The 24,983-nt window shown below is 44.6% G+C and carries 21 protein-coding genes; 14 read left to right on the plus strand and 7 right to left on the minus strand.

Annotated elements, in window-relative coordinates:
* Positions 1–177: 177 nt before the first annotated feature.
* The 12 genes from JKM87_RS02995 to kduD all read left to right on the plus strand — a co-directional run bounded on the left by JKM87_RS02995 (position 178) and on the right by kduD (position 15,129).
* Complete coding sequence (locus tag JKM87_RS02995) at positions 178–2,817, plus strand: exo-rhamnogalacturonan lyase family protein (RefSeq protein WP_202077715.1); 2,640 nt, start codon at positions 178–180, stop codon at positions 2,815–2,817.
* A gap of 25 nt (positions 2,818–2,842) precedes the next feature.
* On the plus strand, positions 2,843–4,366 hold the full coding sequence (locus JKM87_RS03000; protein ID WP_202077717.1) for an extracellular solute-binding protein: 1,524 nt from the start codon (positions 2,843–2,845) through the stop codon (positions 4,364–4,366).
* Positions 4,367–4,418: 52 nt separating this feature from the next.
* Positions 4,419–5,375, plus strand: coding sequence for an ABC transporter permease (locus JKM87_RS03005; RefSeq protein ID WP_202077719.1), 957 nt, complete (start codon positions 4,419–4,421; stop codon positions 5,373–5,375).
* 34 nt (positions 5,376–5,409) lie between these two features.
* Positions 5,410–6,294 carry a carbohydrate ABC transporter permease gene (locus tag JKM87_RS03010; protein ID WP_202077721.1) on the plus strand — a complete coding sequence of 295 codons (885 nt, stop codon included), beginning with the start codon at positions 5,410–5,412 and terminating at the stop codon, positions 6,292–6,294.
* Positions 6,295–6,510: 216 nt separating this feature from the next.
* Positions 6,511–8,769, plus strand: coding sequence for a rhamnogalacturonan lyase (locus JKM87_RS03015; RefSeq protein ID WP_202077723.1), 2,259 nt, complete (start codon positions 6,511–6,513; stop codon positions 8,767–8,769).
* A gap of 83 nt (positions 8,770–8,852) precedes the next feature.
* Entirely contained in the window at positions 8,853–9,530 is a 678-nt protein-coding gene (locus JKM87_RS03020) for a rhamnogalacturonan acetylesterase (protein ID WP_202077725.1), read from the plus strand.
* A gap of 51 nt (positions 9,531–9,581) precedes the next feature.
* Entirely contained in the window at positions 9,582–11,582 is a 2,001-nt protein-coding gene (locus JKM87_RS03025) for a beta-galactosidase (protein WP_202077727.1), read from the plus strand.
* A gap of 1 nt (position 11,583) precedes the next feature.
* Positions 11,584–11,649, plus strand: coding sequence for a hypothetical protein (locus JKM87_RS18240; protein ID WP_419761833.1), 66 nt, complete (start codon positions 11,584–11,586; stop codon positions 11,647–11,649).
* Positions 11,650–11,741: 92 nt separating this feature from the next.
* A complete protein-coding gene (locus JKM87_RS03035; RefSeq protein ID WP_202077731.1) occupies positions 11,742–12,422 on the plus strand; it encodes a DUF1961 family protein in 681 nt (226 codons plus the stop codon).
* 241 nt (positions 12,423–12,663) lie between these two features.
* On the plus strand, positions 12,664–13,422 hold the full coding sequence (locus tag JKM87_RS03040) for a DeoR/GlpR family DNA-binding transcription regulator (protein WP_202077733.1): 759 nt from the start codon (positions 12,664–12,666) through the stop codon (positions 13,420–13,422).
* An 88-nt stretch (positions 13,423–13,510) separates the two neighbouring features.
* On the plus strand, positions 13,511–14,341 hold the full coding sequence (kduI, locus tag JKM87_RS03045; protein WP_202077735.1) for a 5-dehydro-4-deoxy-D-glucuronate isomerase: 831 nt from the start codon (positions 13,511–13,513) through the stop codon (positions 14,339–14,341).
* 26 nt (positions 14,342–14,367) lie between these two features.
* Positions 14,368–15,129, plus strand: a complete 762-nt coding sequence (gene kduD, locus JKM87_RS03050) for a 2-dehydro-3-deoxy-D-gluconate 5-dehydrogenase KduD (protein WP_236838515.1) — start codon at positions 14,368–14,370, stop codon at positions 15,127–15,129.
* A gap of 64 nt (positions 15,130–15,193) precedes the next feature.
* On the opposite strand, the gene JKM87_RS18010 is transcribed toward kduD, so the two are convergent.
* Genes JKM87_RS18010 through JKM87_RS03070 form a run of 5 tightly spaced genes read right to left on the minus strand, consistent with a single transcriptional unit; the run spans position 15,194 to position 20,374 of the window.
* Entirely contained in the window at positions 15,194–15,322 is a 129-nt protein-coding gene (locus tag JKM87_RS18010; RefSeq protein ID WP_272899162.1) for a hypothetical protein, read from the minus strand.
* Between the two features lie 28 nt (positions 15,323–15,350).
* Complete coding sequence (locus tag JKM87_RS03055) at positions 15,351–15,584, minus strand: heavy-metal-associated domain-containing protein (protein WP_202077737.1); 234 nt, start codon at positions 15,582–15,584, stop codon at positions 15,351–15,353.
* Between the two features lie 50 nt (positions 15,585–15,634).
* On the minus strand, positions 15,635–16,129 hold the full coding sequence (locus JKM87_RS03060) for a helical membrane plugin domain-containing protein (protein ID WP_202077739.1): 495 nt from the start codon (positions 16,127–16,129) through the stop codon (positions 15,635–15,637).
* A complete protein-coding gene (gene fdhF, locus JKM87_RS03065; protein WP_202077741.1) occupies positions 16,104–19,100 on the minus strand; it encodes a formate dehydrogenase subunit alpha in 2,997 nt (998 codons plus the stop codon). Before fdhF ends, JKM87_RS03060 begins: the two co-directional genes overlap by 26 nt.
* Positions 19,101–19,129: 29 nt before the next feature.
* Entirely contained in the window at positions 19,130–20,374 is a 1,245-nt protein-coding gene (locus JKM87_RS03070; protein ID WP_202077743.1) for an L-lactate MFS transporter, read from the minus strand.
* A gap of 226 nt (positions 20,375–20,600) precedes the next feature.
* Here JKM87_RS03070 and JKM87_RS03075 point away from each other — a divergent pair, with 226 nt between their 5' ends.
* The gene (locus JKM87_RS03075) at positions 20,601–21,947 is read left to right on the plus strand and encodes an amino acid permease (RefSeq protein WP_202077746.1); all 1,347 of its coding nucleotides are present in this window, start codon (positions 20,601–20,603) and stop codon (positions 21,945–21,947) included.
* Between the two features lie 83 nt (positions 21,948–22,030).
* On the opposite strand, the gene JKM87_RS03080 is transcribed toward JKM87_RS03075, so the two are convergent.
* Both JKM87_RS03080 and JKM87_RS03085 read right to left on the minus strand, forming a co-directional pair.
* On the minus strand, positions 22,031–22,654 hold the full coding sequence (locus JKM87_RS03080; protein ID WP_202077748.1) for a LysE family transporter: 624 nt from the start codon (positions 22,652–22,654) through the stop codon (positions 22,031–22,033).
* 336 nt (positions 22,655–22,990) lie between these two features.
* Positions 22,991–23,245: a hypothetical protein gene (locus JKM87_RS03085; RefSeq protein WP_202077750.1), complete on the minus strand. Its 255-nt coding sequence runs from the start codon at positions 23,243–23,245 to the stop codon at positions 22,991–22,993.
* A gap of 504 nt (positions 23,246–23,749) precedes the next feature.
* Between JKM87_RS03085 and JKM87_RS03090 the strand changes: the two genes are divergently transcribed.
* On the plus strand, positions 23,750–24,925 hold the full coding sequence (locus JKM87_RS03090; RefSeq protein ID WP_202077752.1) for a rhamnogalacturonan acetylesterase: 1,176 nt from the start codon (positions 23,750–23,752) through the stop codon (positions 24,923–24,925).
* Positions 24,926–24,983: the final 58 nt, after the last annotated feature.

Here is a 24,983-nt window from a genome sequence, read left to right on the forward strand (position 1 = left end):
TATGACTGCTATAAATGTCGCATATGACTAAAAAGTGCAAACATACAAAAGGCGTGAAAAGAGGGTGAAACAAGAAAGTATTATTGTCGGAAAATTTAATCGATTGTATCTTTTAATTAATCAATGATCGCTTCTAGGACATCTACTCAAGGGCACCACCATAAAACCTATCATCACATGAGGTACGATAACGACATACCGAACATTGATGTAGAGAAAGGAGTGACGGGGTTGAAATTACATTGGCTCAACGCACCACCTCGGGACACAGCTGCTGGCACCACGTGGGGCGTTCCGTGGAAGAAAGGGGAAGTACAAGCATGTGAGGCCATATCCTTAGTCGATGAGTCAGGGCAACAAACGGCACTTCAGAGTTGGCCCATGGCGTTTTGGCCAGATGGAAGCGTGAAATGGACTGGGCACGCGGCTGTTTTTCCCGAAACCAATCACGAATCGTTGGAACTCAGTTTGAATCACAGAAATATAGAGCCCATGTTGAAACTGACGATTAAAGAAACGGGAGCGCATGTCATTATTGACACTGGAAAGCTCACTTGTATCGTTCCTAAAAAAGGAAGTCGTTTAATTGAATCGATCAAAATAGGAGACAAACGACTTGGAACGAACGGTCAGTTAATAGCCATCAAGGAGTCACGGGAAAATACTAAGGATGAGAAGATCTTTCGGCAGGTCAAGATGATCAGTGATGTCCAAAATGTTGTTGTTGAACAAGCCGGTCCCATTAGAGGTGTGGTAAAAATTCAAGGGGTGCATAGACAAGAGGGAGGTGAACACGATCAGTTCCCTTTCACAGTAAGACTTTACTTTTATGGTGGGACAGACACTATTCATATCGTGCACACTTTCTTATACGATGGTCATCCTCATGAAGATTTTATAAAGGGATTAGGTATGACTTTTCAACTTCCGCTAAAAGGGCAACCTTGGAACAGGCATGTGCGGTTTGCAGGTGAAAAGGGCATGTTCTCCGAGCCGTCCCAACTACTTTTAACCAGGCGACACCAGAATCACAAAGGACGGTACAGACGTCAAATCGATGGACAGGCGGTTCACTTTGAAGACAGTGATGATAGAGAACCATTAGAGCACGTCACCCAAAACGCGATATGGAACGACTTTAAATTAATTCAAGATTCGGCTGATCATTACAAGATCATAAAAAGGACCGGTCCGGATTGTTCATGGATTGATGCGGGACATGGTCATCGCGCCAAAGGGCTCATGTATGCTGGTGGAGAAAATGGGGGATTAGCCGTTCAGTTAAAGGATTTCTGGCAAAAGTATCCTTCAACGTTAGAAGTCTCAAGATTAAATGATGAAGCATCATCGATGGTGGTCTGGTTTTGGTCACCTGAGACAGAAGCGATGGATCTACGACATTACGACACGTCAACCCATGTGCTGAGTGCTTATGAGGGATTTGATGACATGCGGGCTACGCCTGTAGGCATAGGGAATACGAGTCAGATTAACTTAAAATGCTTCGACCAGTCACCCACCCATGAAGAGCTATACAACCTAGCGGAACGATGGCAATCCACACCATTACTCGTCTGTCAACCTGAATATTACCATCGTACCGGTGTATTTGGTGTTTGGAGTCTTCCAGATGACCATGACCCCCAGAAGCGTTTGCTAGAGGAACAACTAGACTTGGCCCTCGAATTTTATATGCACGAAGTAGAGCAGCGAAAATGGTACGGTTATTGGCATTATGGGGATGTGATGCATACATACGACCGCGTCAGACATCAATGGCGATATGACTTAGGGGGATTCGCCTGGCAAAATACTGAACTCGTGCCCAATATGTGGCTGTGGTACGCCTTTCTCCGTTCCGGTCGTGCAGCGTTATTTGACTTCGCTGAGGCGATGACTCGTCATACGAGTGAAGTGGACTGTTATCACCTAGGGGATTACGCGGGGTTAGGGTCAAGACACAATGTCAGTCACTGGGGGTGTGGTTGTAAAGAAGCGAGGATCAGTATGGCCGGACTGCATCGCTATTATTACTACCTCACTGCTGATGAGAGGATTGGAGATTTATTACGAGATGTCAGAGATGCTGACCATGCCACCGTGCGTTTGGACCCCATGCGTGAGTATGTCGAGAAGGATGCTTATCCCACACATGCACGAGTGGGTCCAGATTGGGCCGCCTTTACCTCCAACTGGTTTACGGAATGGGAACGTACAGGCAATGGCGTATACCTGGATAAAATCACGAATGGGATCACCTGTCTGAAATCCATGCCTTATCGACTTTTATCTGGTCCCACTCACGGATATGACCCTAGTAACGGGACCTTATATCATCTAGGGGATGGCCTGCCTGGTGGCTATCACATGATTATTGCCTTCGGAGCGCCACAAGTCTGGATGGAGTTAGATCAAGTACTTGAGGATGACACGTTGTCAGATATGCTCGCTGAGTTTGGCGCGTTTTATGTCCTAAGTGATGAGGAGAAAAGAGCAAGAACACAAGGCGTCTTAACGGACGACATGTTCAGCTGGCCAATGTTTGCTTCAGGAATGGTGGCCTATGCGGCGGCAAGAACCGAAGATAGCACCCTGGCTGAAACAGCATGGTCCCTATTACTAGATGAACAGCAGAGTCATATGAACTTACCACTAACGACAGAAGATATTGAGACTTATCGTACATTTACGGAGATACCCTGGATTTCGACGAATGCCATCTCTCAATGGTGCTTGAACATGATCGTTGCTTTAGAGCTCATTGGAGACAAGATACCTGAAGGTTTGTTAACGGAGTGGAAGACCAGTACCAAATAATCATTTCAATTTAGGGGGGCGTCATATGAAGTCAATATTAAAAACAAGGTTTGGTGTGTTCACACTGAGTGTCTTATTTCTTGTGTCAACTGTCATGTCAGCGTGTAGTCCAACTGAGGAAACGAATCAATCTACTACAGAAAGCGACACAGATCGGTTGGAAATCAATATTATGACCACCGCTTACTCACCTGAGCCACCATCAGACGATAGTCCAGCGTTAAAAGGCATAGAAGATTATACGGATACGGATATTACAATGCACTGGGTTCTTGACAACGCCTATGAAGATAAACTTAACATTACCATGGCTTCGGGAGAGTTGCCAGAGATCATGATGATTCCTAATAAGATGCCCAGTTTCATCAATGCGGTCAGAAACGGCGCTTTTTGGGAGTTAGGTCCATATTTAGACGACTATCCTAATCTGAAGGAGTCCAATGAAATTGTGCTCAATAATATGTCCATCGATGGCAAGGTATATGGCGTGTATCGAGCGCGCCCACTGGGCCGATTAGGCGTGACCATAAGAAAAGACTGGTTAGAGCATTTAGATCTCGATATCCCGAAGACGATTGATGAGTTTTATCATGTTTTGAAAGCGTTTAAAGAACAAGACCCAAATGGTTCTGGACAAGACGATACCTACGGAATGGTCGTCTCCAAATATAATGGCCCCTGGGACATTATGCAGACTTGGTTCGGTGCACCAAACAAGTGGGGTGAAGATCCCAACGGCCAACTCATCCCCGATTTTACGACTGATGAATATATGGAAGCGTTGAGGTTCTTTAAAAAACTGTATGATGAGGGTTTGGTTAATGAAGACTTTGCTGTGATGGACCCCCTTGAATGGGGCGATCCGATCGTGAACGGAGAGGCTGGCGTGATTGTCGATGTTTTAGACCGTGGGCATCGAGCACAAGAAGATATTCAAGAAATCAATCCAGATATAGAAGACCCTATAGATGTCTTTGGCGCTGTAGAGGGACCCAAAGGACTACGTCACTTACCGACCTCTGGTTATTCAGGTATGTTAGCGATACCAAAAACCAGCGTACAAACGGAGGAGCATCTCAGACAGATATTAACGTTTATAGATAAATTAAATGACGCCGAACCTCAAATCTTTGCCCAGAACGGCGTAGAAGGGCGACATTTTGAAATACAAGACGGTGAATTAGTGGAGCTGGATAATGGCAATAATCAGTTGGTCTATGAGAAGCAGGACCTCAATCAGTTCATTGCTTTTATCCCTGAAAACCGGTTTCATGAACCGGAGCAAACCCCTCTGCGAGTAAAGGAACAAGAAATCATGGAAGCCAACGAGGCAATCGTGGTCCCTAACCCTGCTGAAGCGTTAATTTCTGAAGTTTACAGTCAGAGAGGCCAACAACTCGATAACATCATTAATGATGCTAGGATCAAATTTATTGTCGGACAGATTGATGAGGCTGGTTTCCAAGACGCAGTTGACCTATGGTACAAAAGCGGTGGAGAGGCTTATGTGAATGAGATTAACGAGCAGTATCAGGCCATACAGAACTAGGACGACGTGACGTATTTAGGAGCTTTATACGGAGGGAGGGATTTTATTGCAAATGGCCAAACCAGAATATGCGTTAAAAAACCAAGCCAAACATCAAGTACAACCCCTAACTAAATATCAAAGGCTTAAGCGAGATAAATGGTTATATCTCATGCTAATCCCTGGTCTCGCGTACTTCTTGATATTTAAATATACACCGATGTGGGGCGTATTGATTGCATTTAAAGATTATTCTCCATTTCTGGGCTTTTGGGACAGTCCGTGGGTCGGAATGGATCACTTTCGAAATTTTTTTCAGAATCCTGACTTCTTTAGATTGTTACGCAATACGCTTTATCTAGCCGTACTAGACTTAGTTTTTTTCTTTCCGGCCCCGATTATATTAGCCCTTATGTTAAATGAATTGAGGTTCACATTTTATAAGCGGACGATCCAAACGTTAATCTATGTCCCCCATTTTATGTCTTGGGTTATCGTTGCGAGTATGACTTATCTCTTTTTCACCGCAGGGAGTGGTGCGATTAATATGCTCGTAGAGAACGTCACGGGTAAGCAAATCAATTTTTTATCCGCGCCTGAATGGTTCCGTCCTTTGATCATGCTACAGATTATATGGAAGGAAACAGGATGGGGGACCGTTATATTTTTAGCTGCACTAGCCGGTGTCAGTCAGGAGCAATATGAAGCCGCTATCGTGGACGGTGCAGGAAGGCTACGCAGACTGTGGCATGTTACGTTACCTGCTATTAGAAGTACGATTATTATTTTACTCATCCTGAGACTAGGTAACTTTCTTGATACCGGATTCCAGCAGATTTTCTTAATGACAAACTCACTGAATCGTGAAGTGGCAGACGTTTTCGATACGTATGTTTATTTTGTCGGGATCACCCAAGGCGCCTATAGCTACAGTACAGCCGTGGGATTATTTAAAGCAGTCGTTGGCATCATCCTCATACTAGGGGCGAATAAGCTAGCTAAGAAGATGGGACAGAATGGCATATTCTGATGTGAGGGATAGTGAACGGAGGTGATGAAACGTCATGTTAAATATGCACAATACGCCTGCTGGAAAGGTTTTTGATGTCTTCAACATCATGATTTTAGGATTCATAGGGCTCGTCACGGTTCTCCCTTTCCTGTACATTCTTGCAGGTTCTTTTGCCACCGAGGCAGAGTTAACGAGGCGCAGCTTCTTTATTATACCGGAAACTTTTTCACTAGAAGCTTATAAGTATATTTTCTCTACTGATACGTTCTTTCGGAGTATCCTTGTTTCTATCTATGTGACCGTTGTAGGGACACTGATCTGTTTGATTTTTACATTTACAATGGCTTATCCATTATCCAGGAAAAAATTAATGGGTAGAAACGTCATCCTTAACTTGGTTTTGTTCTCTATGCTGTTTTCAGGGGGGATGATTCCAACGTATCTTGTGGTCAAAGGATTAGGGTTGCTAGATACGCTGTGGGCTGTGATGTTACCGATGGCCATTAACCCATTTTTCCTGATTATCGTCAAAAACTTTTTTCAGGAATTACCGATAGAGTTGGAAGAGTCGGCAAAGATCGACGGGTGTAGCGAGTTTAGTGTCTTTTGGCGCATATTTTTACCCTTATCAAAACCTGTCATCGCAACGTTTGCCTTATTTTATGCCGTACTGTTGTGGAATGATTTCTTTGCCGCCCTCCTGTATATCAATGATAGTTCTAAATGGCCAGTACAACTCTTACTGCAGCAAGTCATTATTTTATCTCAAATGGCTATTGGGGACGCGAGTCAGATGGGTGCAGAATATATTGAGCCACCTGAGCAATCTCTTAAGTTCGCAGTCATCATCGTGGCCACCGTCCCGATTCTTATCATTTATCCATTTCTACAAAAACACTTTGCCAAGGGGATTCTCATTGGTTCGGTTAAGGGATAGATTTTCCTGTCAAAAGGGATTTCATTGTAGTGACCTATACTAGCAAACGACGACTGACAACCAAATAGACCATATTATTTTTAATATACAAAATATTATAAATATGAGTTGTAATGACGAGAGATGATTAGAAAAAGGAGGGATCAAAACAGTCTTTTTTAACGAGGGACAACCCAATAAGGCCAAAAGAAAATTTAAAGGAGTTGAGATGAAAGAATGAGAAAAAAGATGAAAAGGATGAAACGTCTAGGCTCAACGCTGCTATGCGGGCTATTACTCGTAACACCGTTCTCTGGTCAACAAAGTAGCGCAGAAGCTTCTGAACAAAGTGAGCAAGGGCGTCAAATGGAGTATCTAGATCGAGGAGTTGTAGCGGTCAAAGTGGATGAGGGGGTATTTGTCAGCTGGAGATGGCTGGGCACTGAGTCTAAGCAAGTCACTTTTAACCTCTATCGTGATGATGTCAAGGTGAACGACACACCGATCACATCGAGTACAAATTACCTGGACTCTGAAGGGACAGAGGAGGCATCTTATAGCGTAAGTGCAGTCGTTGATGGGGAAGAGCAGCCCAAATCTGAACCTGTGCAGGTGTGGGGAGAGTCTTATCATGCCATTCCACTACAAAAACCTGATGGGGGTGTCACACCAGATGGCGTTTCCTACACTTACCATGCGAATGATGCGAGTGTAGGTGACCTAGACGGAGATGGGGAGTATGAAATTGTCCTCAAATGGAACCCTTCAAATGCGAAAGACAATGCCCATAACGGTTATACAGGAGAAGTATTCATCGACGCATATAAGCTCGATGGGACACAAATGTGGAGAATAGGGTTAGGGAAAAATATACGAGCAGGTGCGCACTATACCCAATTTATGGTCTACGACTTAGACGGTGATGGTAAAGCTGAAGTAGCCCTCAGAACAGCTGATGGCGCCACTGATTCACAAGGAACGGTTATCGGGGATGCTGACGCGGATTACCGTAACGAACAAGGACGGATTCTAGAAGGACCTGAATTTCTTTCTATCTTTGATGGAGAGAGTGGAGAAGTGATGGTGACAACTGATTTTGAGCCTGCTAGAGGAGACGGGTGCGACTGGGGAGACTGTTACGGCAACCGAGTGGATCGATTTTTAGCTGGTATCGCTTATCTCGATGGGGAAAAACCTAGTCTCATTATGACACGGGGTTACTATGAGAAAACAATGCTTGTCGCGTATAACTATAGAGATGGCCAACTAGAAAAATTATGGACCTTTGATACCGATACGCCTGGTAATGAAGGCTACGTTGGACAAGGTAATCACCAACTTAGTGTCGGTGATGTAGATGGGGATGGTCGAGATGAGATCATTTTCGGCGCGATGACAATCGACCATGATGGCCAAGGCTTATATACCACTGGACTTAATCATGGGGATGCCTTGCACTTTGGTAACCTAGATCCTTCTAGAGAGGGCTTAGAAGTGTTTGGTGTTCATGAGTCGGGCGAGTACGGCATAACTTATCGTGATGCTCAGACGGGCGAGATTTTATGGGGCGTGAAATCGGATCAAGACATCGGTCGAGGCATGTCCGCAGATATTGATCCACGACACTTAGGAGAGGAAGTGTGGGCCTCACATGGTATGGGCTTGTATACCGCCAAAGGAGAGAAGCTATCAGATGATTCACCAGCCTCTATTGATATCGGTATCTTGCAGGATAATTCACCAACCTCTATTAATTTCGGTATCTGGTGGGATGCTGATCTCAGTCGGGAGTTACTCGATCATGATTGGCACGGCTGGGATGTAGGATACGGTACACCTAAAATAGATAAATGGGACTATCATACAAGCCAGTTAAACCCCATCCTTGTGCTTGATGGAACAGCCTCCAACAACGGAACAAAAGGGACGCCTACCTTACAAGCTGATATCCTAGGTGATTGGCGTGAAGAGGTGATTGTCAGAGACATCGATAGCAGTGAATTGCGTGTGTATACCACCACCGACATCACGGACCATCGTATATATACACTGATGCATGATACGAACTATCGTCTAGGCATTGCTTGGCAGAACGTCGCTTATAACCAACCACCTCATCCTAGCTTTTACTTAGGGAACGGCATGGATGAGCCACCAACCCCCAATGTATATCAGCTTGTACCTGCCGAGGTAAACGTCACGCCTCATAAGATAAACACAAAAAAAGATAGTCAAAATGGTACACTCATGGCCGACATCACATTACCAACTCAGCTTCATGCTGCCATCGAAGAGGTTTATATGAAGGTCAATGATCAAGTCATTGCCGGAGAATTAGTCGATTCAGATCAACAAACAAAAGCGAAGTTCAATCGCCAAGACATCAAAAACCTACTTCAAGAAGCGGAAGGAAGTGTTGATGTGAAGGTGACAGGCTCACTATCAAACGGAGATAGATACGTGGGCCAGGCGACACTAGAAGCCGTTCATGAGTAATAGCGTAAGTAATGATGAGCATAGATTAAAAGGGCTGATCTGCCAAGGTCAGCCTCTAAATATCTTAGAAAGGATTTTTATTCATGTCAGATAACAAGTTGCAGATCTTTCTGATTGGAGATTCCACGGTCCAGACTTATGGCACAGATGACGCACCCCAAGCAGGATGGGGACAATACATTCACCGCTATTTTACTTCCCATGCTCATATTCAAAATCATGCCATAGGTGGGAGAAGTACGAAGACATTTTATGAAGAAGGACGTCTCGCGCCTATATTAGACGGACTAAAACAAGACGACTACGTTCTCATTCAGCTCGGACATAATGACGCGAGTAAAAACAAGCCCGAGCGGTATACGGACCCTTTTACATCGTATCAAGACTTCTTAGAAACGTATATTCAACTGATAAAAGAACACAACGGCCGTCCCGTGCTAATTACCCCCGTAGCCAGACTTCATTATGAAAACGGTCACTTTATGAACGATTTCGAAGACTATTGTAAGGCCATGAAAAACGTGGCCGAAACGGAACAAGTGCCACTCATCGACCTGATGAGCCGAAGTCTGCAACACTATGAGGCGATAGGTTATGACGAGGCGCAGACATTGTTTATGGTCTCAGTAAAGGGGGAAGATTACACGCATTTTACAGAAAAAGGTGCTGACGTGATCGCAAGACTTGTAGCAGATGAAATAAAGCATCATGAGCAGTTAGCCCTATCATCCTATGTGAAATCAGGTGTGTCTTTAACGTAAGTATGGTTAAAATTAATGTCAAAATTAATCAATATAATGTGGGGTCATCATATGAGCAGTAAAAAACAATTATATCATGGTGCAGCCTACTATCCTGAGTTGTGGGATGCCAAAACCAGAGAAGAAGACATCCGTTTGATGAAGAAGACAGGGATTAACGTTGTTCGAATGGGGGAGTTTGCTTGGTCTACCATGGAACCGGAGGAGGACAACATTGACATCCAGTTTTTTGCTGACATGATAGACCAACTCTACCATCACGGGATAGACACGATCATGTGTACGCCAACCCCAACACCTCCAATTTGGTTATCGCATGGACACCCCGAGCGTATGCATGTCCATCAGGATGGCACAACGATGGCGCACGGCTCTCGACAGCACGTATGTACCAATCATCCTTATTTTAGAAAAAGGGCAGCGATTATCACTGAGCATATGGCCCGAGCAATTGGAACGCGTCCCGGTTTGGTTGGTTGGCAAATCGATAATGAATTGAAGGCGCATGTCGGGGAGTGCTACTGCGCAACGTGTCAAACGCTGTGGCATCAGTGGTTAGAAGAACGCTACGGTACGATTCATAAGCTGAATGAAGCATGGGGAACAGCTATTTGGAGCCAGTATTATCAGACCTTTCAACAAGTGCCACAACCGGGACCCACGCCTTTTTTGCACAATGCTGCTTTAAAGACCATGTACCAGTTTTTTTCGATGGAGATGCTAGCAGCATTTACTGCTGAACAGGCTGAAATGATAAGACGATATTCAAAAGCGCCCATTACACATAATGGCAGTTTCGGTTTTAAGGTTGATAATGAGCGTATCTTTCAATCGTTAGATTTTGCCTCGTTCGATACTTACGCCTCCATTGAAAATGCCGGAGCGTATATCATGAACTGCGACTTTTGGCGTAACGTGAAGGAGGGCCGTCCTGTCTGGGTCATGGAAACGAGTCCATCCTACAATGCTCATCTAGAGGGATATGCATCTCCTCACCCGAACGGATACCTAAAAGCTGAGGCGGTCGCGGCATATGCCCTTGGTGCAGAAGCTTTCTGTTATTGGCTTTGGCGGCAGCAGAGGACGGGAAGTGAGCAACCGCATGGGTCTGTGATCAGTGCTTGGGGGAAACCGACTGTGGGATATCCTAATGTGTTAGAGGTCGAACAGGTTAGAAAAGACATAGAACCCTATATCGTTGACACGGTCCTCACGCCCGCTGAGGTGGCGATGACCTACTCGGATCGCGCAAAAACTTTCCTTACCACAGAACCCCATCGACAGCTGAATTACAGAAGCCTAACGTCGGATTTTCATCAACGGTTACTAGAGATGGGGATTCATCGGGATTTAATACTAGAAGGTCACCCACTCAATCACTATAAACTGCTGTTCACGCCTTTTATGCCGTATATCTCAGAAGCGTATATGCAAAAAGCTCAGGCTTTCGTTGAGCAAGGGGGCATATGGGTTGTTGGGCCTCTGAGTGGGGGACGAACATCGGAACATACCATACACACGGATGCGGCCTTAGGAAAAAACCTAGAGAGACTAGCTGGAGTAGAAACGCTGTACACCTTTCCTATGGACCCTCGTACCACTGAAGGTGAAGCTTTTGGAGAACGAGCTGCTCTAGATATGTGGAGTGCCGTATTCAAAACAAAGGGAGGGACGATGAAGGGGGTCATCAGGCAAGGTGTCACACCTGGTGAAGCTTTTATAACAGAACATAAGGTGGGACAAGGAAAAGTCGTGATGCTCGGTGCTATGCCTGTCGGGGAAAATGGACATCGGATGCTGAAGCGGTTGATTGATCATTACGCTCAAGAGGCCAACATCAATCACTACTTTAACGTCACGCCCGGCACTATCGTAGCTCCAAGGCAGGGCAATGACTATAATCTATGGTGTGTCGTGAACATGGACGGAAAAGGTGGAAGATTGACCATACCACGAAAGGGTTCGAACCCTGTGACGGGTGAAAAGGTATCTGCAGGAACGATACGAGTAGACCCATTTGAACATCTCATCATCCGATTTGAGAAGGAGTAATTTGAGGAAGAGTGATTTGAGGAAGAGTGATTTGAGAAGGAGTAATTTGAGAAGAGAGAAGGCGTAATGACGATTATCGCCTTTGGTTAATAGAGAAAAAACGGCAGATGATACAGCAGGCTAGAACAAACCAAAGAGAGGCATGAGGAGTGTGTTTGAATGCCGGATCATTTATGTCGAGATCGGTCGTTAATTTATGCAAACAAACTGGCATCGGCAAAAGATGTGAGAGATTTTACGATGGAAGGAAAGGGCGTCATCTCATTCCCACAAGGTCGATTACGAATGGAGAACAGCTTGAACGCCCAAGAGGGACAGAAAGCAAATTTTGTCTACTGGCTTAATCAAGACTTCCCTAGTGATCTATGTGTTGAATGGGAGTTTTGGCCCATCAGAGAACCGGGGCTTTGTATCTTATTTTTCGCCGCTATTGGGCAAAATGGAGAGGACTTGTTTGACTCTACCCTCCAAAAGAGAACCGGTGAATATGCTCAGTATCATTCAGGAGATATTCACACGTACCATGTTTCTTACTTTCGGCGTAAATATACAGAAGAGCGTGCGTTCCAAACAGTCAATCTACGTAAAAGTAGGGGCTTCCACCTTGTGTGCCAAGGAGCCGACCCGATGCCTTCAGTTTCAGACGCCACGCCGCCTTACCATATGAAGCTCTACAAATACGAGGGTCACATTCAGTTTTTTATCAATGACTTAATCCTCTTTGATTGGACAGACGACGGGCAAACGTACGGCCCTATATTGAAAGGAGGAAAAATAGGCTTTAGACAAATGGCACCGCTGATAGGGGAATATGCCAATCTTAGGGTTTATGAATTGTAATTGGGGTTGTACTCATTATTAAAAAACAAATGTATTGAGATAGAAATGCACGCGATATGTGTGATTTTTGTCTTTAGAGAAAGGTAAATAGTAATAGGAGAATAGTCTAACTAGGAGAAAGAGAGAAGGGGGAGCTGCGGCTTCTCCTTTTTATTCTGCTTTTGTTTCGTTCGTATTTGTGCTATGGTATTGTTATGTTCATTTATGTTCGTTTTTTTTATTTAGAAAAAAGGAGGACAATATGCTCTCAATAGAACGTCATGAGAAAATTTTAGAGCTACTTAACAAAAAAAGAGTGGTCAAAGTGTCAGAGCTCAGTCAAACCTTGCGAGTCACAGAGAAAACCATTCGTATAGACCTAGAACAGTTAGAAGAGCAAAACCTGCTCAAAAGAATACATGGTGGCGCGATTTTAGCTGAAGATGGTCACACGATGCTTCCGATAAAGGAACGTCAGTCTCGTAATAGCCATGTGAAGCAAGCTATAACGGAACAAGCACTGCCGATGATAACGGAGGGAGATACCATTCTACTAGATGGAGGCAGTACAACACTGGCCTTAGCTGAGAAATTAGGGGACAAGCCGGTCACCGTCATTACAAACGATATTCAGATCGCGCACGTCTTGTTAGAGAAAGAAAAGGTGCAGTTGATGGTCTTAGGCGGCACGAGGATTGATACAACAGCTTCACTCATAGGGACACAGGCTATAAATGAATTGCAAAAAATCCACGTAAATCATCTGTTTCTGGGAACGACAGGGATCCATCCTACTCGAGGGTTAACGGTCTTTAATAGTCTTCATGCAGACTGGAAGAAGCAAATCATGCAAATCGCAAACCACATTACACTGTTAGTGGACGCCACTAAAGTAGGGAAAATCGCTTTAATACAGTACGCTGAAGTGTCTGACATCGATCATATGATCACGGATGACCAAGTTGACCGCTCGCTACTTGGCGATCTGGAACAAAAAGGTGTCAATGTGACAGTGGTATAAAAGTCAAAAAATTGTTGCGATTCAAACCAAGTGTGATAAAATATAAACTATAACAAACATAAACGAACAATTTGAGGAGGTTGTTATAGTGGAAACGAGATACGCGACGAACCCCGAAGACGTTAAACATTACACAACGGATAGGTTGAGAAAGGAATTTTTAATAGAGAACTTGTTTCAAACGGGTGAATTAAACATGGCTTATAGTCATCATGATCGGATGGTGATCGGAGGGGCTGTACCGACATCATCACCTTTAAAGCTAGACGCAGGCGATTATTTAAAAACGAATTATTTTCTTGAGCGTCGTGAGATCGGCATTATAAATATCGGTTCTAAAGGCGTTGTTAAGGTGAACGGGGAAGAGTATACGCTCGATAAAAGAGATTGTTTATACGTGGGACTTGGTCACGAGGACGTCACCTTCCACAGTGCGGATCCTCAAAATCCAGCACGTTTATATATGATTTCGAGCCTGGCGCACACGCAATACCCTACACAGAAACTGGCGATTGACAAAGCAACGCCTGTACATATGGGGTCTTCAGAAGAGTGTAACGAACGAACGATTTATCAATATATTCACGCAAACGGTATCCAAAGCTGTCAGCTCATGATGGGGATGACCTTGCTCCAACCAGGAAGCAACTGGAATACAATGCCAGCACACTTGCATGATCGTCGTGCTGAAGTTTATTTATACTTTGATATGAATGATACGGGACGTGTCTTCCACTTCATGGGAGAGCCACAGGAAACACGTCACCTCGTTGTCAGCAATGAGCAGGCCGTGATTTCACCAAGCTGGTCTATTCACTCCGGTGCCGGCACAAGTCACTATACATTCATCTGGGCCATGGCAGGGGAAAACTATACATTTAAAGACATGGACTTTGTTGACATGAAGGATTTGAGATAAACGAGACAGACATCGGAGGTGATAAGATGAGTATAGAGAATATGTTCTCACTGAAAGGAAAAACAGCATTGGTTACTGGCGCTAGAACAGGGATAGGACAAGCGATTGCAGTGGGCTTGGCACAGGCTGGCGCAAATCTTATCCTTTTGGGCCATAGAGATAATATGCAGGAAACATCCCAATTGGTCAGTGAAGCAGGCGTGAAATCGCAAACGGTGTTGCTTGACCTGTCTAAGCCGGATAAAGTGGCGCCTTTTTGCCAGGATTTACTTGCTGAACATCGAGTTGATATCCTCGTCAACAACGCGGGGATTATTCGGAGAGAGCCAGCTGTCGATTTTTCCTATGACAATTGGGAGTCCGTGATTGATACGAACCTCAATGCGTTATTCGTGTTAAGTCAACACATCGCTAAGCCTATGCTCGAAAGGGGATATGGGAAGATCATTAATATCGCCTCACTCCTATCCTTTCAAGGGGGAATTACCGTTCCTTCTTATGCTGCTAGTAAACATGCGGTAGCCGGTTTAACGAAAGCGTTGGCCAATGAATGGGCGCAAAAAGGGATACAAGTCAATGCGATCGCCCCTGGGTACATTTCGACAAATAATACACAAGCGTTACGTGAAAATGAAGAGCGTAATGCTGCAATCCTGTCCCGAATCCCGACGGGGCGCTGGGGCGAACCAGATGATCTCGCAGGGGCAGCCGTTTTCTTGGCCTCTCCAGCTTCAAATTATGTGAATGGTCATGTGTTAGTGGTTGACGGTGGGTGGATGGCAAGGTAAAAAAAAGGGTGGCTGTGAGGTTTAATAACGGACCACAGTCACCCTGTTTGTCTTAAACGCCCATTCAACTTTCTGTCGGTGGTGTTTCCTCGATGTGTCTGTCATGGATACAATCCTCACAAACCCCATAAATATCGTGTTCTTCCTCATGATACTCCTCACTCTTACCGCATACCTCACAGATTTTAGGCACCTATTCTCACTCCTTTTACATGATTGGCCTACTGTTTGATTGGGCCTTCAGCATTCCGTATCTGGAATCCACAATCGGCTATCGCTTGTTCGAAGTCTTGGACTGAAGCCGCATTCTCGTTGTATGAAATAGTGGCCTCTTTTTGATCTAAGTGGATTTCAACCTTACGAATACCCCAAACATCGTGCAGGACGCCACTGATGAGTTCAGCATCCTCAGGTGTATTCATATCCTCTAATAATAGGGTTTTCTTGGTGACCATTTGATTGCACTCCTTTTATTCCTTCTCTTTAGAAGCAAAAGTCAGCATCATTAGTGTGGGTTTTGAGACTGTTGTTGTTTCTTTAATTCAACGCCCATGCCTTTTAACAGTCCGGTCATGGCAGAAAGAGCAGAAAGGACATCAGGGTCATTCATTGACTTGATTAACTGCCATTTACTTACCTTATCTGGCGATGTGTTGATATGGGTCATGCCTTTGTTGGCGGCTCCCAGAATCGTATTCAGTTGGTCCGGGTCAATTTCTCCTATCAGTTGAAAGAGATTGATGCCGTTTTTGATTGTACGATGCATGTGAGGCTGGTTTAACTGTTCAACACCGATGACGCCAATTTTATCGCGTGTCCTTAACATGCCTTTGAGGATGTCTAGAACCCCCGCTTCTTGCAGCTCTTTAAGGATATCCAGAGTTGTGGTGATGGCTTCTTTGTTATGGGCGATGAGCGAGAGTAGCTCATCGAGTGCCATCGCTTGTCGTTCGGCAGGGGTCGGTTCATGTTTTTCAATGTGACTGATCGCCTTGGCCATGGTCGCTTCCCTCACTTTCAATCATTTCTGGAATGGGTACAAAATCAGGTCTAGACCACTTCTTCTCCACCTCAACGCCAATATGAGGCTGCGGATTTCCAAAGCGGTGATTTTTTCTTGGAAGAGGAGAAGGGCCCTCTGATTCAAGCACTTCCATTTTCACCTGCATCTCCTTATAGTTCGGTGTATGGGTTATTTTATCGTGATAGCTACTTGTGAGCTTATTGACGGCAGAACGATCCTCACGCGTATTCATGGGTAGATACAATTCGTTATCGTGGACACGATCAGAGACGAGTACCCTCACTTCTGCTTCACCATACGGGGAGGTTAGTTTGACTAACGCTCCAGATTGGAGGCCTCTTTCCTCAGCAAGTTCAGGTGATACCTCCAACCAAGGATTCGGCACTTTTTCTGTAATGGACGCCACACGATAAGTCATATTCCCTTCGTGGAAGTGCTCTAACAGACGCCCGTTGTTTAAATGCAGGTCATAATCGTCTCCCACATCTAACGGTGGTGTCCAATCTACAGGGAACAAGCGTGCTTTGCCATCTGGGAAGCCAAAGGCGTCCTCATAGAGAAGGGGCGAGTCTGTCCCATCCTTGTCCACGGGCCAAAGCAAGCTTTTCCAGCCTTCCAATCGTTCATAGCTTACGCCTGAAAAAATAGGGGCTAAGCTAGCAACCTCATCCATAACGTCTCCTGGGTGCTTGTAATCCCAATCCGCACCAAGGGCGTTCGCCACTTCTTGGAAAATCTCCCAATCCGGTTTGCTGTCTCCGAGGGGTTCAAACACCTGGTATAAACGCTGGATACGACGTTCCGTGTTCGTAAACGTTCCTTCCTTTTCTAGACTTGGAGAAGCAGGTAAGACAACATCGGCGAACTTGGCCGTTTTAGATAAGAAAATGTCTTGAACAACGAAAAAGTCGAGCTTCTCAAACGCGGCTTCCACGTGGTTGATGTTGGAGTCTACGAGCCCCATTTCCTCACCGAACAGATACATCGCTTTGACTTTGCCATCATGGATGGCTTCTACAATCTGGTGGTTATTAAGCCCTGGTTTTTTCGGTATGTCTGTTCCCCATGCTTTTTCATAGCGTTCGCGAACCTGTTCGTTCTCTATGGGCTCATAACCAGGCAGCCAAGCGGGCATTGTTCCGAAGTCACAGGCGCCTTGGACATTGTTGTGTCCACGAAGGGGGTAGCCTCCTGTGCCAGGTTTACCGTAGTTTCCAGTCACAATGAGTAAGTTTGAGATGGCGGTACTCGTATCCGAACCTCCCATGTGCTGTGTGACGCCCATCGCCCATAAAATGCACATCGTTTTTGCTTCATGAATCATGGTGGCCAGTTCAATCAGCCGATCTTGACTGATACCTGTAATCTCTTCCGCATAGGCCAGCGTATATTTTTCGAGTGACGCGGCGTAGTCTTCATAGCCGTTGACTCTATCTTTGATAAAGTTTTCGTCATGCCAGCCCTGATCGATGATATACTTGGTGATGGCGTTCAGCCACACGAGGTCTGTGCCGGGTTTCGGTCTGATATGAAAATCTGAACGCTGCAATAACTCATGATCTCGGATATCTGCTACAGCGATCTTCTGGTGCCCCAGTTTTTGGGCCCTTTTGACTCTTGTGGCCAATACGGGGTGCGATTCGGCCGGATTAGCACCCACAACGAACACAAGCTCAGAGCTGGCGATGTCTTTTATGCTTCCTGAGTCCCCACCGTAACCGACTGTCCGCATCAGACCAGCTGTGGCAGGGGATTGGCAGTATCGGGAGCAGTTATCGACATTATTCGTTTTGAAAATCGCACGAGATAGCTTCTGGAATAGGTAGTTTTCCTCATTGGTACATTTCGAAGAGGCAATAAAGCCCAGAGCGTCAGGCCCGTGCGTGTCCATTGTTTCTTTCAACTTAGAGGCTACAAGGCTTATGGCTTCCTCCCACGACGCTTCTACAAATTTATCGCCTTGACGAATTAACGGTGTCGTTAATCTGTCTTCACTATTGACGAAATCCCAGCCCCATTTCCCTTTGACACATGTCGAGATCCCATTAACGGGGGCATTATCCTGAGGTTGAACCTTAAGAATTTCACGATCATCTTTTGTCCATACTTCGAAGCTACAACCGACACCACAGTATGTACATACGGTTTTGGTTCGTTTAATACGATCTTCACGCATGGTGGCCTCAATATTGGAGACCGCAAAGATCTCCTTATAACCGGGTTCGACTTCTTTCGTTAAATCAATCATAGGTTCAAGGACATCTTTGGGCATGCCCGTCATGTACCCCGCTTCACCGAGCATAGATTTTTCCATTAAGGCGTTACACGGACAGACTGTCACACAATGCCCACAGGACACACAGGATGATTCATTAATGGGCACATCATCGTCCCAAATTACACGTGGTCGTTCGCGTTCCCAGTCAATGCTCAATACCTCACTCACTTGGACATCCTGACAAGCCTCAACGCACAGCCCACATAAGATACATTGATCCGGTTCGTAGCGGTACATAGGGTGCGAGTTATCTGGTGGGTACGGTTTAGCCTCAAAGTCGTATTTTTGATGTTCAATTCCTAGGTGCTCGGCCGTATTGTGCACTTCGCAATTGCCGTTATTATTATCACAAACCGTACAGTACAGCTCATGATTTTTTAAGATACGAGACATCCCTTCATACTGTGCTTCTTGCGTCTTTTCCGACGTGGTATCTACTGTCATACCCGGCTTTGCTTGAGTGGTACAAGCTCTTTTCAGTTCGCCATCGACTTCGACGTAACAAGTGTCACAAGTCTGTACGACACCGATCCCCAGCTGTGGCTGATAAGAACAGATTCCAGGAATGTACACGTCACTATACGCCTTGGCCACTTCAAAAATCGATTGTTCCGGACTCGCTTCAAAAGTTTGGCCATCGATTTTAATCGTGAAATTTTGTTCACTCATGTTCATACCTCCAAATAAGATCTAACATGCTATGCCTGTTGCAGCTCTCGACGTTCTTTCCTAATCGCTTTGCGCATGAACAGAGATACACCTAAAGCTGTTGCGAGTAAAAAGGCAAAAACGTAAAACGTCAGGGTATAACTTTGAGTTGTTTCCCTTAAGTAGGCCACAACCATCGGTCCTAAAATTCCCGCCGTAGACCACGATGTTAATAAGTAACCATGAATGGCGCCTAACTGCTTTGTCCCAAACAAATCTCCTATGAAAGCGGGTAGGGAAGCAAAACCACCGCCGTACATGGTCAGTATGATGTAAATAATGATTTGAAAGAGCAGCGCACTCGTGATAAAAGGTAACAGTAAGAAGAAGGCCAATTGAGCGATGAAAAAGATAACAAAAACATTCGGACGACCAATATAATCTGAAATAGTGGCCCAGCCGACTCGTCCTCCACCATTAAAGAGACCCATGACCCCGACCATAGTGGCGGCTGCAATCTCAGTCATGCCCACCATTTCTTGGGCCATTGGCGAAGCGATCGAAATGAGCATAATGCCGGCCGAAATATTAATGAGCATCATCCACCAGAGCATCCAGAATCGACCTGTTCTCACTGCTTCGCTCGCCGTCATTTGAGAAAGGTCCTGCTTCACTTCAACCTGTCCTTTATCATTCGTTTCCTTCATGCTAGCCGGCTTCCAATCTTGCGGTGGTTTGGCAATATAACTGGCACCGAGGGCCATCAATATAAAGTAGACGGAGCCTAAGATATAAAAAGTAGCAGGGATCCCCACGGTCGCCATCAGTAGCTCTGCACCTGGACCAGCGACTAACGCGCCGGCACCAAAACCAAAAACGGCCATCCCTGTTGCTAAACCACGACGATCTGGAAACCATTTGATCAGTGTGGACACGGGGGAGATATAACCTATCCCTAGCCCAATCCCACCAATGACCCCAAACATCAGGTAAAAACCATAAAGTGAACCCATGCTTAAGGCAAAGCCTGCCCCAATCATTCCCCCACTAAACAGGATTGCAGCAAGGAAGGCAGAGATACGTGGCCCGCGCTTCTCAACAAAACGCCCAAAAATAGCCGTAGAGAGTCCTAAAAAGAAGATAGCAATAGTAAAAGAAAAAGCCACATCTGTAGCGTTCCAACCGTACGTTTCAGAGAAAGGCTGTTTATAAACGCTATAAGCATAGATAGATCCAATCGACAAGTGAATGGCGATCGCACTTAATGCAATGAGCCAACGATTTTTTTCTTTCATCGCAATCCCCACCTTTTATTATTCTTTTAATTATCAGTGTCCTGAATGTGTCTTAATTATGCATAGCCTCGAGTTCCTGTATATATCGCCTGAAGTAAAATAGAAAAACCCTACGGAAGTGTCAATCTTTCTATCCGTAGGGCAATGCATAATCTTTAGGGGAATGCATAATTTCAGTCCTTTTTTCCAACGATAATAACCTGGTAGAAGGGAGTGTGGAACTAGGATGAGTAAACAAAAGCGTTCAAAACAACTACCCTGGTGGCACTTGGTTATCTTAGGGATCGCCTTCACAACGGGAACGGGTTTTTTCTTAGGGTCTAGCATCGCGATTCAGAAAAGTGGCTTTTTGGTCTTAGGCCTTTTCTTACTGGCCGCTTTTGGTACTTTTTTTGTGTTTGACGCTTTAGCGAAAATGATAGCCAACGATTCACAGAAGGGATCATTTAGAACTTACTCTAAAAAAGCGTTTGGCCATTGGGCTGGATTTAGTCACGGCTGGCTATACTGGATTTCTGAAATATTAATCTTAGGCAGTCAGTTAACCGCCATCGGTTTATTTGCCCAATTTTGGTTCCCGGATATTCCCTTGTGGGTGTTTGCCAGTATCTTTGCCACACTGGGTGTGGGTATTGTCTTATTAGGAACCAAAGGCTTTGAAACGATGGAAGACTTATTGGCTGTTATTAAGGTGGCTGCCATTATCATGTTTATCGGCGTCGGCTCCTTAACCTTGTTTGGTGTGATCGGTCAGGACCCCCCTCACATGCATACGCCAGACCACTATTTTTCTCAAGGAGTTATGGGCATGTGGACAGGGCTCATTTTTGTTTTTTTCGCTTTCGCCGGAATAGAAGTGATGGGGATCATGGCTGCACAATTAGAAAACCCAAAAGATGCCCCGAAAGCGGGTAGAATCATGGTCATGATTGTGACCGTATTATTTTTGGCTTCTATCAGTTTAGCGCTGCTATTAGCACCCCTTGACAGTTTCAGTGCCCAGGAAAGTCCATTTGTCACTGCGCTAAAAGATATTAAGTTTACGAGTATCGTGTATATCTTTAACGGTGTCCTCATTATTGCCGGTTTTTCTAGTCTTGTCGCTTCTTTATATGCTGTCACCTCGATGATGTATACCATCGCAAAGGATGGGGATGCGCCCAAATTCTTTGCCCAAAAAGGAAAAAGAAATATCCCTTACCAATCGCTAGGACTGACTGTGGTCGGCATGATCATCTCTATTATTGCCGCTCTTTTACTGCCTAAGAAAGTGTATGAATACATCACAACGGCAGGCGGACTGATGCTGATCTTTTCTTGGTTATTCATTCTCATGGCAGCACGGAAGTTACTTAAACTGACAACGTGGGATCACATTAAGTCCATCACTGCTATTATATTAATTCTTTTAACCATAACGGGGACGATGTTTGACGCATCGACGAGACCCGGCCTCTTCGTGAGTCTTGTCTTTATTATTTTAGTGGGCATCGTCACGCTTATCATGAGAAAGAAATGGTCGCCCCGTCACGAGAACGAAGACCATTTGAATTGGCAACGATGGAAGCCTTGACAATACATACATAACTAAGTAAGGTTTTACGTTTTGTGTTGTATCTATCAGCAGACGGACGGTGTCGACTGAAAACAGGTGCTTTAGAAAATTAAAATGATGGCCTGAATCCCGAAGTAGATACCAAAGCCGACGAGAGATAAACCAGATAAAACAGAAATCGTTTTTAATACTCTCGTGGTGAGTACCTTTCTGAAAAAACTTGAAACGGCTGCCATCGTTACATCCCATAGGAGCAAGCCGATGATAATGGCACAACTATATAAGATTAGCTGGTCGGTGGCTGTATTTTTGGCCGTATTGGCTAAGATAGAGCCATAGATTCCTAGCCAAAACAATACGGATAACGGATTTGATAGCGCCATAAAGAAGCCTGTAAAAAAGGTCTTGATACGTGATTCCTGGCTGCTACGTAGATCCGTCCCTAGTTGTATAGCACTAACAATACTTTCGATGCCCGTATACACTAAGACAAAGAATCCAAACAGCCATAGAAACGCTTTAACAAAGGGAATTTCTATAATATGAACCATCCCTAAATAAACTGTACACATCAAAAGGATATCAGCAACGACTGAGCCTAATCCAATCAACCAAGCACTAAAAAAACCACTTTTTAATCCACGATCTAATTGTGCAGCATTAATAGGTCCGATCGGTGCAGCTAGTGATAAACCTAGCAGCACATAGCTTATAAAGTTGCCCAAAATCCCACCCCACACAATGATTTTTGTAACCTTGTACATAGATATGCAAACCGTATGGGTTGTACGACTACATTTTCGGACATGTTTTTCTGTTTACAACTAGTAACAGTCGGTATGACCACGAGTAGAAAGAGGGGATGTACGGCAAATACAGGTCAGTATATTGAAGATTAAAAGATGTTGTAAGGGCAAAACAGGTCAGTGTTTTAGATATGTGCAGATAACACAGGTATATATCGGAACCTATTGTAGGAGGTGTATAGGGAAGGAAGTGGCGGGAGGGAGAGGATGTAAGGACACAGAACAAAGAAGAGCTCCATCAATTGGAGCTGGGGTTTAGTTATTAAGGGCTTGTTCGGCCGCTTCAAGGTGATCTAGTTGTTCCATTGCCTGGCCTAAACGGTGTTGATGCTCGTCATCGTCGGGACCTATGTTTTTTTGTGCTTCAAGAACTTTATCACGAGCGATTTTCAACTGAACAATCGCATCCTGTCGTTCTTCGGGATTGGCATTCGTTTGAGCCTCATAAAGGGCCACTTCAGCATGCTTTACTGCTTCAATTGCATCCTGGTAGTCATGATGATCGGTCATATATAAGCTCACTCTCCTTAGCTATTCAGTGGTGTAGAAAGACCTGTTTTGTTTTGTGAATGTAATGTAGTAGAAACCCCATTGAGATTAGGGGCTTATAAAAAATGAAGTGCTTATATTTTTTCCGAGTCATTCATGTTTCATGCATGAGATGCCTCTTATCATCAGGATAAATTAAATTGGTTTCGTTAATTTCTCAAGCGACAGACCAAAGCTAGAGCGGAATTGAGTTCATTGCGTTTGCAAAAAATGGATCAATTATCAAAAGATCATTATTCGCCTTATACGTTATGAAGGGCTCTTGCAAATTTTTGTTATTGTCAGAAAATTATTACTCATATATAAATGAAAGCGTCAGCATGATTGTTAGAGCTCACTGTTTGAGACTCATTCAGAATGAGGAAGGAGTGATGCACTTGGTGAAACCACTACAATTGTCGTCAAAAAATGACTTAAGCCATTTCAAAAAAAAGTAGGTTCAGAAAATTAATGGGAGGGTTAAACATGAGGAAAGCTGTATTAATGTTTTTAACAGCCATTGTATTAATGGTCCCTATGACAGCTGATATGATTGGTAGCTCAACATTGGTATCTGCGAAAACGTACCCTACCTCATTCAAATTCGACTTTGGTCATGGGGAGGTAGAGGAAAACTATATCGGGGTCCGTGCTTCTGATGCCTATGATCGATCAAAAGGATACGGTTTCCAAACACCACAGTATATAGAAAATGTTCACGCATCAGGTGAGGGGGTTGGCAGTGATGCGGTTGAGTTTATCAGGTACGGAACAGATAGTACAAATACATTTAATGTAGACTTGAAAAATGGGTTATATGAGGTTCAGGTTACCTTAGGTGATACTTCACGTGCCAGTGTTGCAGCAGAAGGTGTTTACCAGATCATGAATATGACCGGTAATCAAGTGACAGATTCTTTCCTTGTCCCTATAAAAGATGGCCAATTGAACCTACTCATAACCGCCGGAAAAGAGGGAACCCCTTTCACTTTGTCAGCCCTTGAGATAGAAAAATTGTCTCATAGCGTTGTCATGCCTAGAACGGTATGGATTGGGGGAGATTCTACCGTTGCCAACTATTATCCCAAAGACAGCGATGAGCTTGTTGGATGGGGACAGGTTTTTCACCAATTTGTAGATGAAGATTTATTTACCGTACGAAATATGGCTACCTCCGGTCAGGTGGCCAAAGGTTTCCTAGAAGACGGTCAAATGGAGGCTATCCTTAAGTACATCAAACCGGGTGATTACTTTATATTTGAAATGGGGATTAATGACGAGAAAGCATACTCCGAAGAGATGTTTTATCAATATATGAAAGAGATTGTACAGTCTGCAAAAGCAAAGGGCGCAACGGTTGTTCTAGTGGCGCCTCAAGGAAGAGCGATTGATTGGGATGTGGATGAAAGTGGTCCGGTACATGACGCCAAAGACAAATGGTACCGCCCGACAACCATGAGCTTAGCAGAGGAGGAAGGAGTGGGCTTTGTTGATCTTAATGTCTTAAGCTCTCACTACTTTACCTCAATTGGACCAGCCGAAACCCAATTACTCTACCGCACGGGAGATTATATGCACTTTAATCGTCAAGGTGCAACGGTTTTAGCAGAGCTAGTAGCAGAAGACTTACAGCGTCAAGGCCATGAAGGTTTTGGAGACTGATGATACAGATGGATTAAACATACAAATAGTGAAAGCATCACGGTTGTACGATGAATGT

The organism is Caldalkalibacillus salinus (assembly GCF_016745835.1).
Taxonomy (GTDB): Bacteria; Bacillota; Bacilli; order Caldalkalibacillales; family JCM-10596; genus Caldalkalibacillus_A; species Caldalkalibacillus_A salinus.

Coding starts and splice junctions, on each gene's coding strand:
- JKM87_RS03000 (WP_202077717.1), top strand. CDS start 2,843: ATGAAGTCAATATTAAAAACAAGGTTTGGTGTGTTCACACTGAGTGTC.
- fdhF (WP_202077741.1), bottom strand. CDS start 19,100: ATGAGTGAACAAAATTTCACGATTAAAATCGATGGCCAAACTTTTGAA.
- JKM87_RS03005 (WP_202077719.1), top strand. CDS start 4,419: ATGGCCAAACCAGAATATGCGTTAAAAAACCAAGCCAAACATCAAGTA.
- JKM87_RS03025 (WP_202077727.1), top strand. CDS start 9,582: ATGAGCAGTAAAAAACAATTATATCATGGTGCAGCCTACTATCCTGAG.
- JKM87_RS02995 (WP_202077715.1), top strand. CDS start 178: ATGAGGTACGATAACGACATACCGAACATTGATGTAGAGAAAGGAGTG.
- JKM87_RS03040 (WP_202077733.1), top strand. CDS start 12,664: ATGCTCTCAATAGAACGTCATGAGAAAATTTTAGAGCTACTTAACAAA.
- JKM87_RS03020 (WP_202077725.1), top strand. CDS start 8,853: ATGTCAGATAACAAGTTGCAGATCTTTCTGATTGGAGATTCCACGGTC.
- JKM87_RS03035 (WP_202077731.1), top strand. CDS start 11,742: ATGCCGGATCATTTATGTCGAGATCGGTCGTTAATTTATGCAAACAAA.
- JKM87_RS03055 (WP_202077737.1), bottom strand. CDS start 15,584: ATGGTCACCAAGAAAACCCTATTATTAGAGGATATGAATACACCTGAG.
- kduD (WP_236838515.1), top strand. CDS start 14,368: ATGAGTATAGAGAATATGTTCTCACTGAAAGGAAAAACAGCATTGGTT.
- JKM87_RS03060 (WP_202077739.1), bottom strand. CDS start 16,129: ATGGCCAAGGCGATCAGTCACATTGAAAAACATGAACCGACCCCTGCC.
- JKM87_RS03015 (WP_202077723.1), top strand. CDS start 6,511: ATGAGAAAAAAGATGAAAAGGATGAAACGTCTAGGCTCAACGCTGCTA.
- JKM87_RS03090 (WP_202077752.1), top strand. CDS start 23,750: ATGAGGAAAGCTGTATTAATGTTTTTAACAGCCATTGTATTAATGGTC.
- JKM87_RS03075 (WP_202077746.1), top strand. CDS start 20,601: ATGAGTAAACAAAAGCGTTCAAAACAACTACCCTGGTGGCACTTGGTT.
- JKM87_RS03085 (WP_202077750.1), bottom strand. CDS start 23,245: ATGACCGATCATCATGACTACCAGGATGCAATTGAAGCAGTAAAGCAT.
- JKM87_RS03010 (WP_202077721.1), top strand. CDS start 5,410: ATGTTAAATATGCACAATACGCCTGCTGGAAAGGTTTTTGATGTCTTC.
- JKM87_RS03070 (WP_202077743.1), bottom strand. CDS start 20,374: ATGAAAGAAAAAAATCGTTGGCTCATTGCATTAAGTGCGATCGCCATT.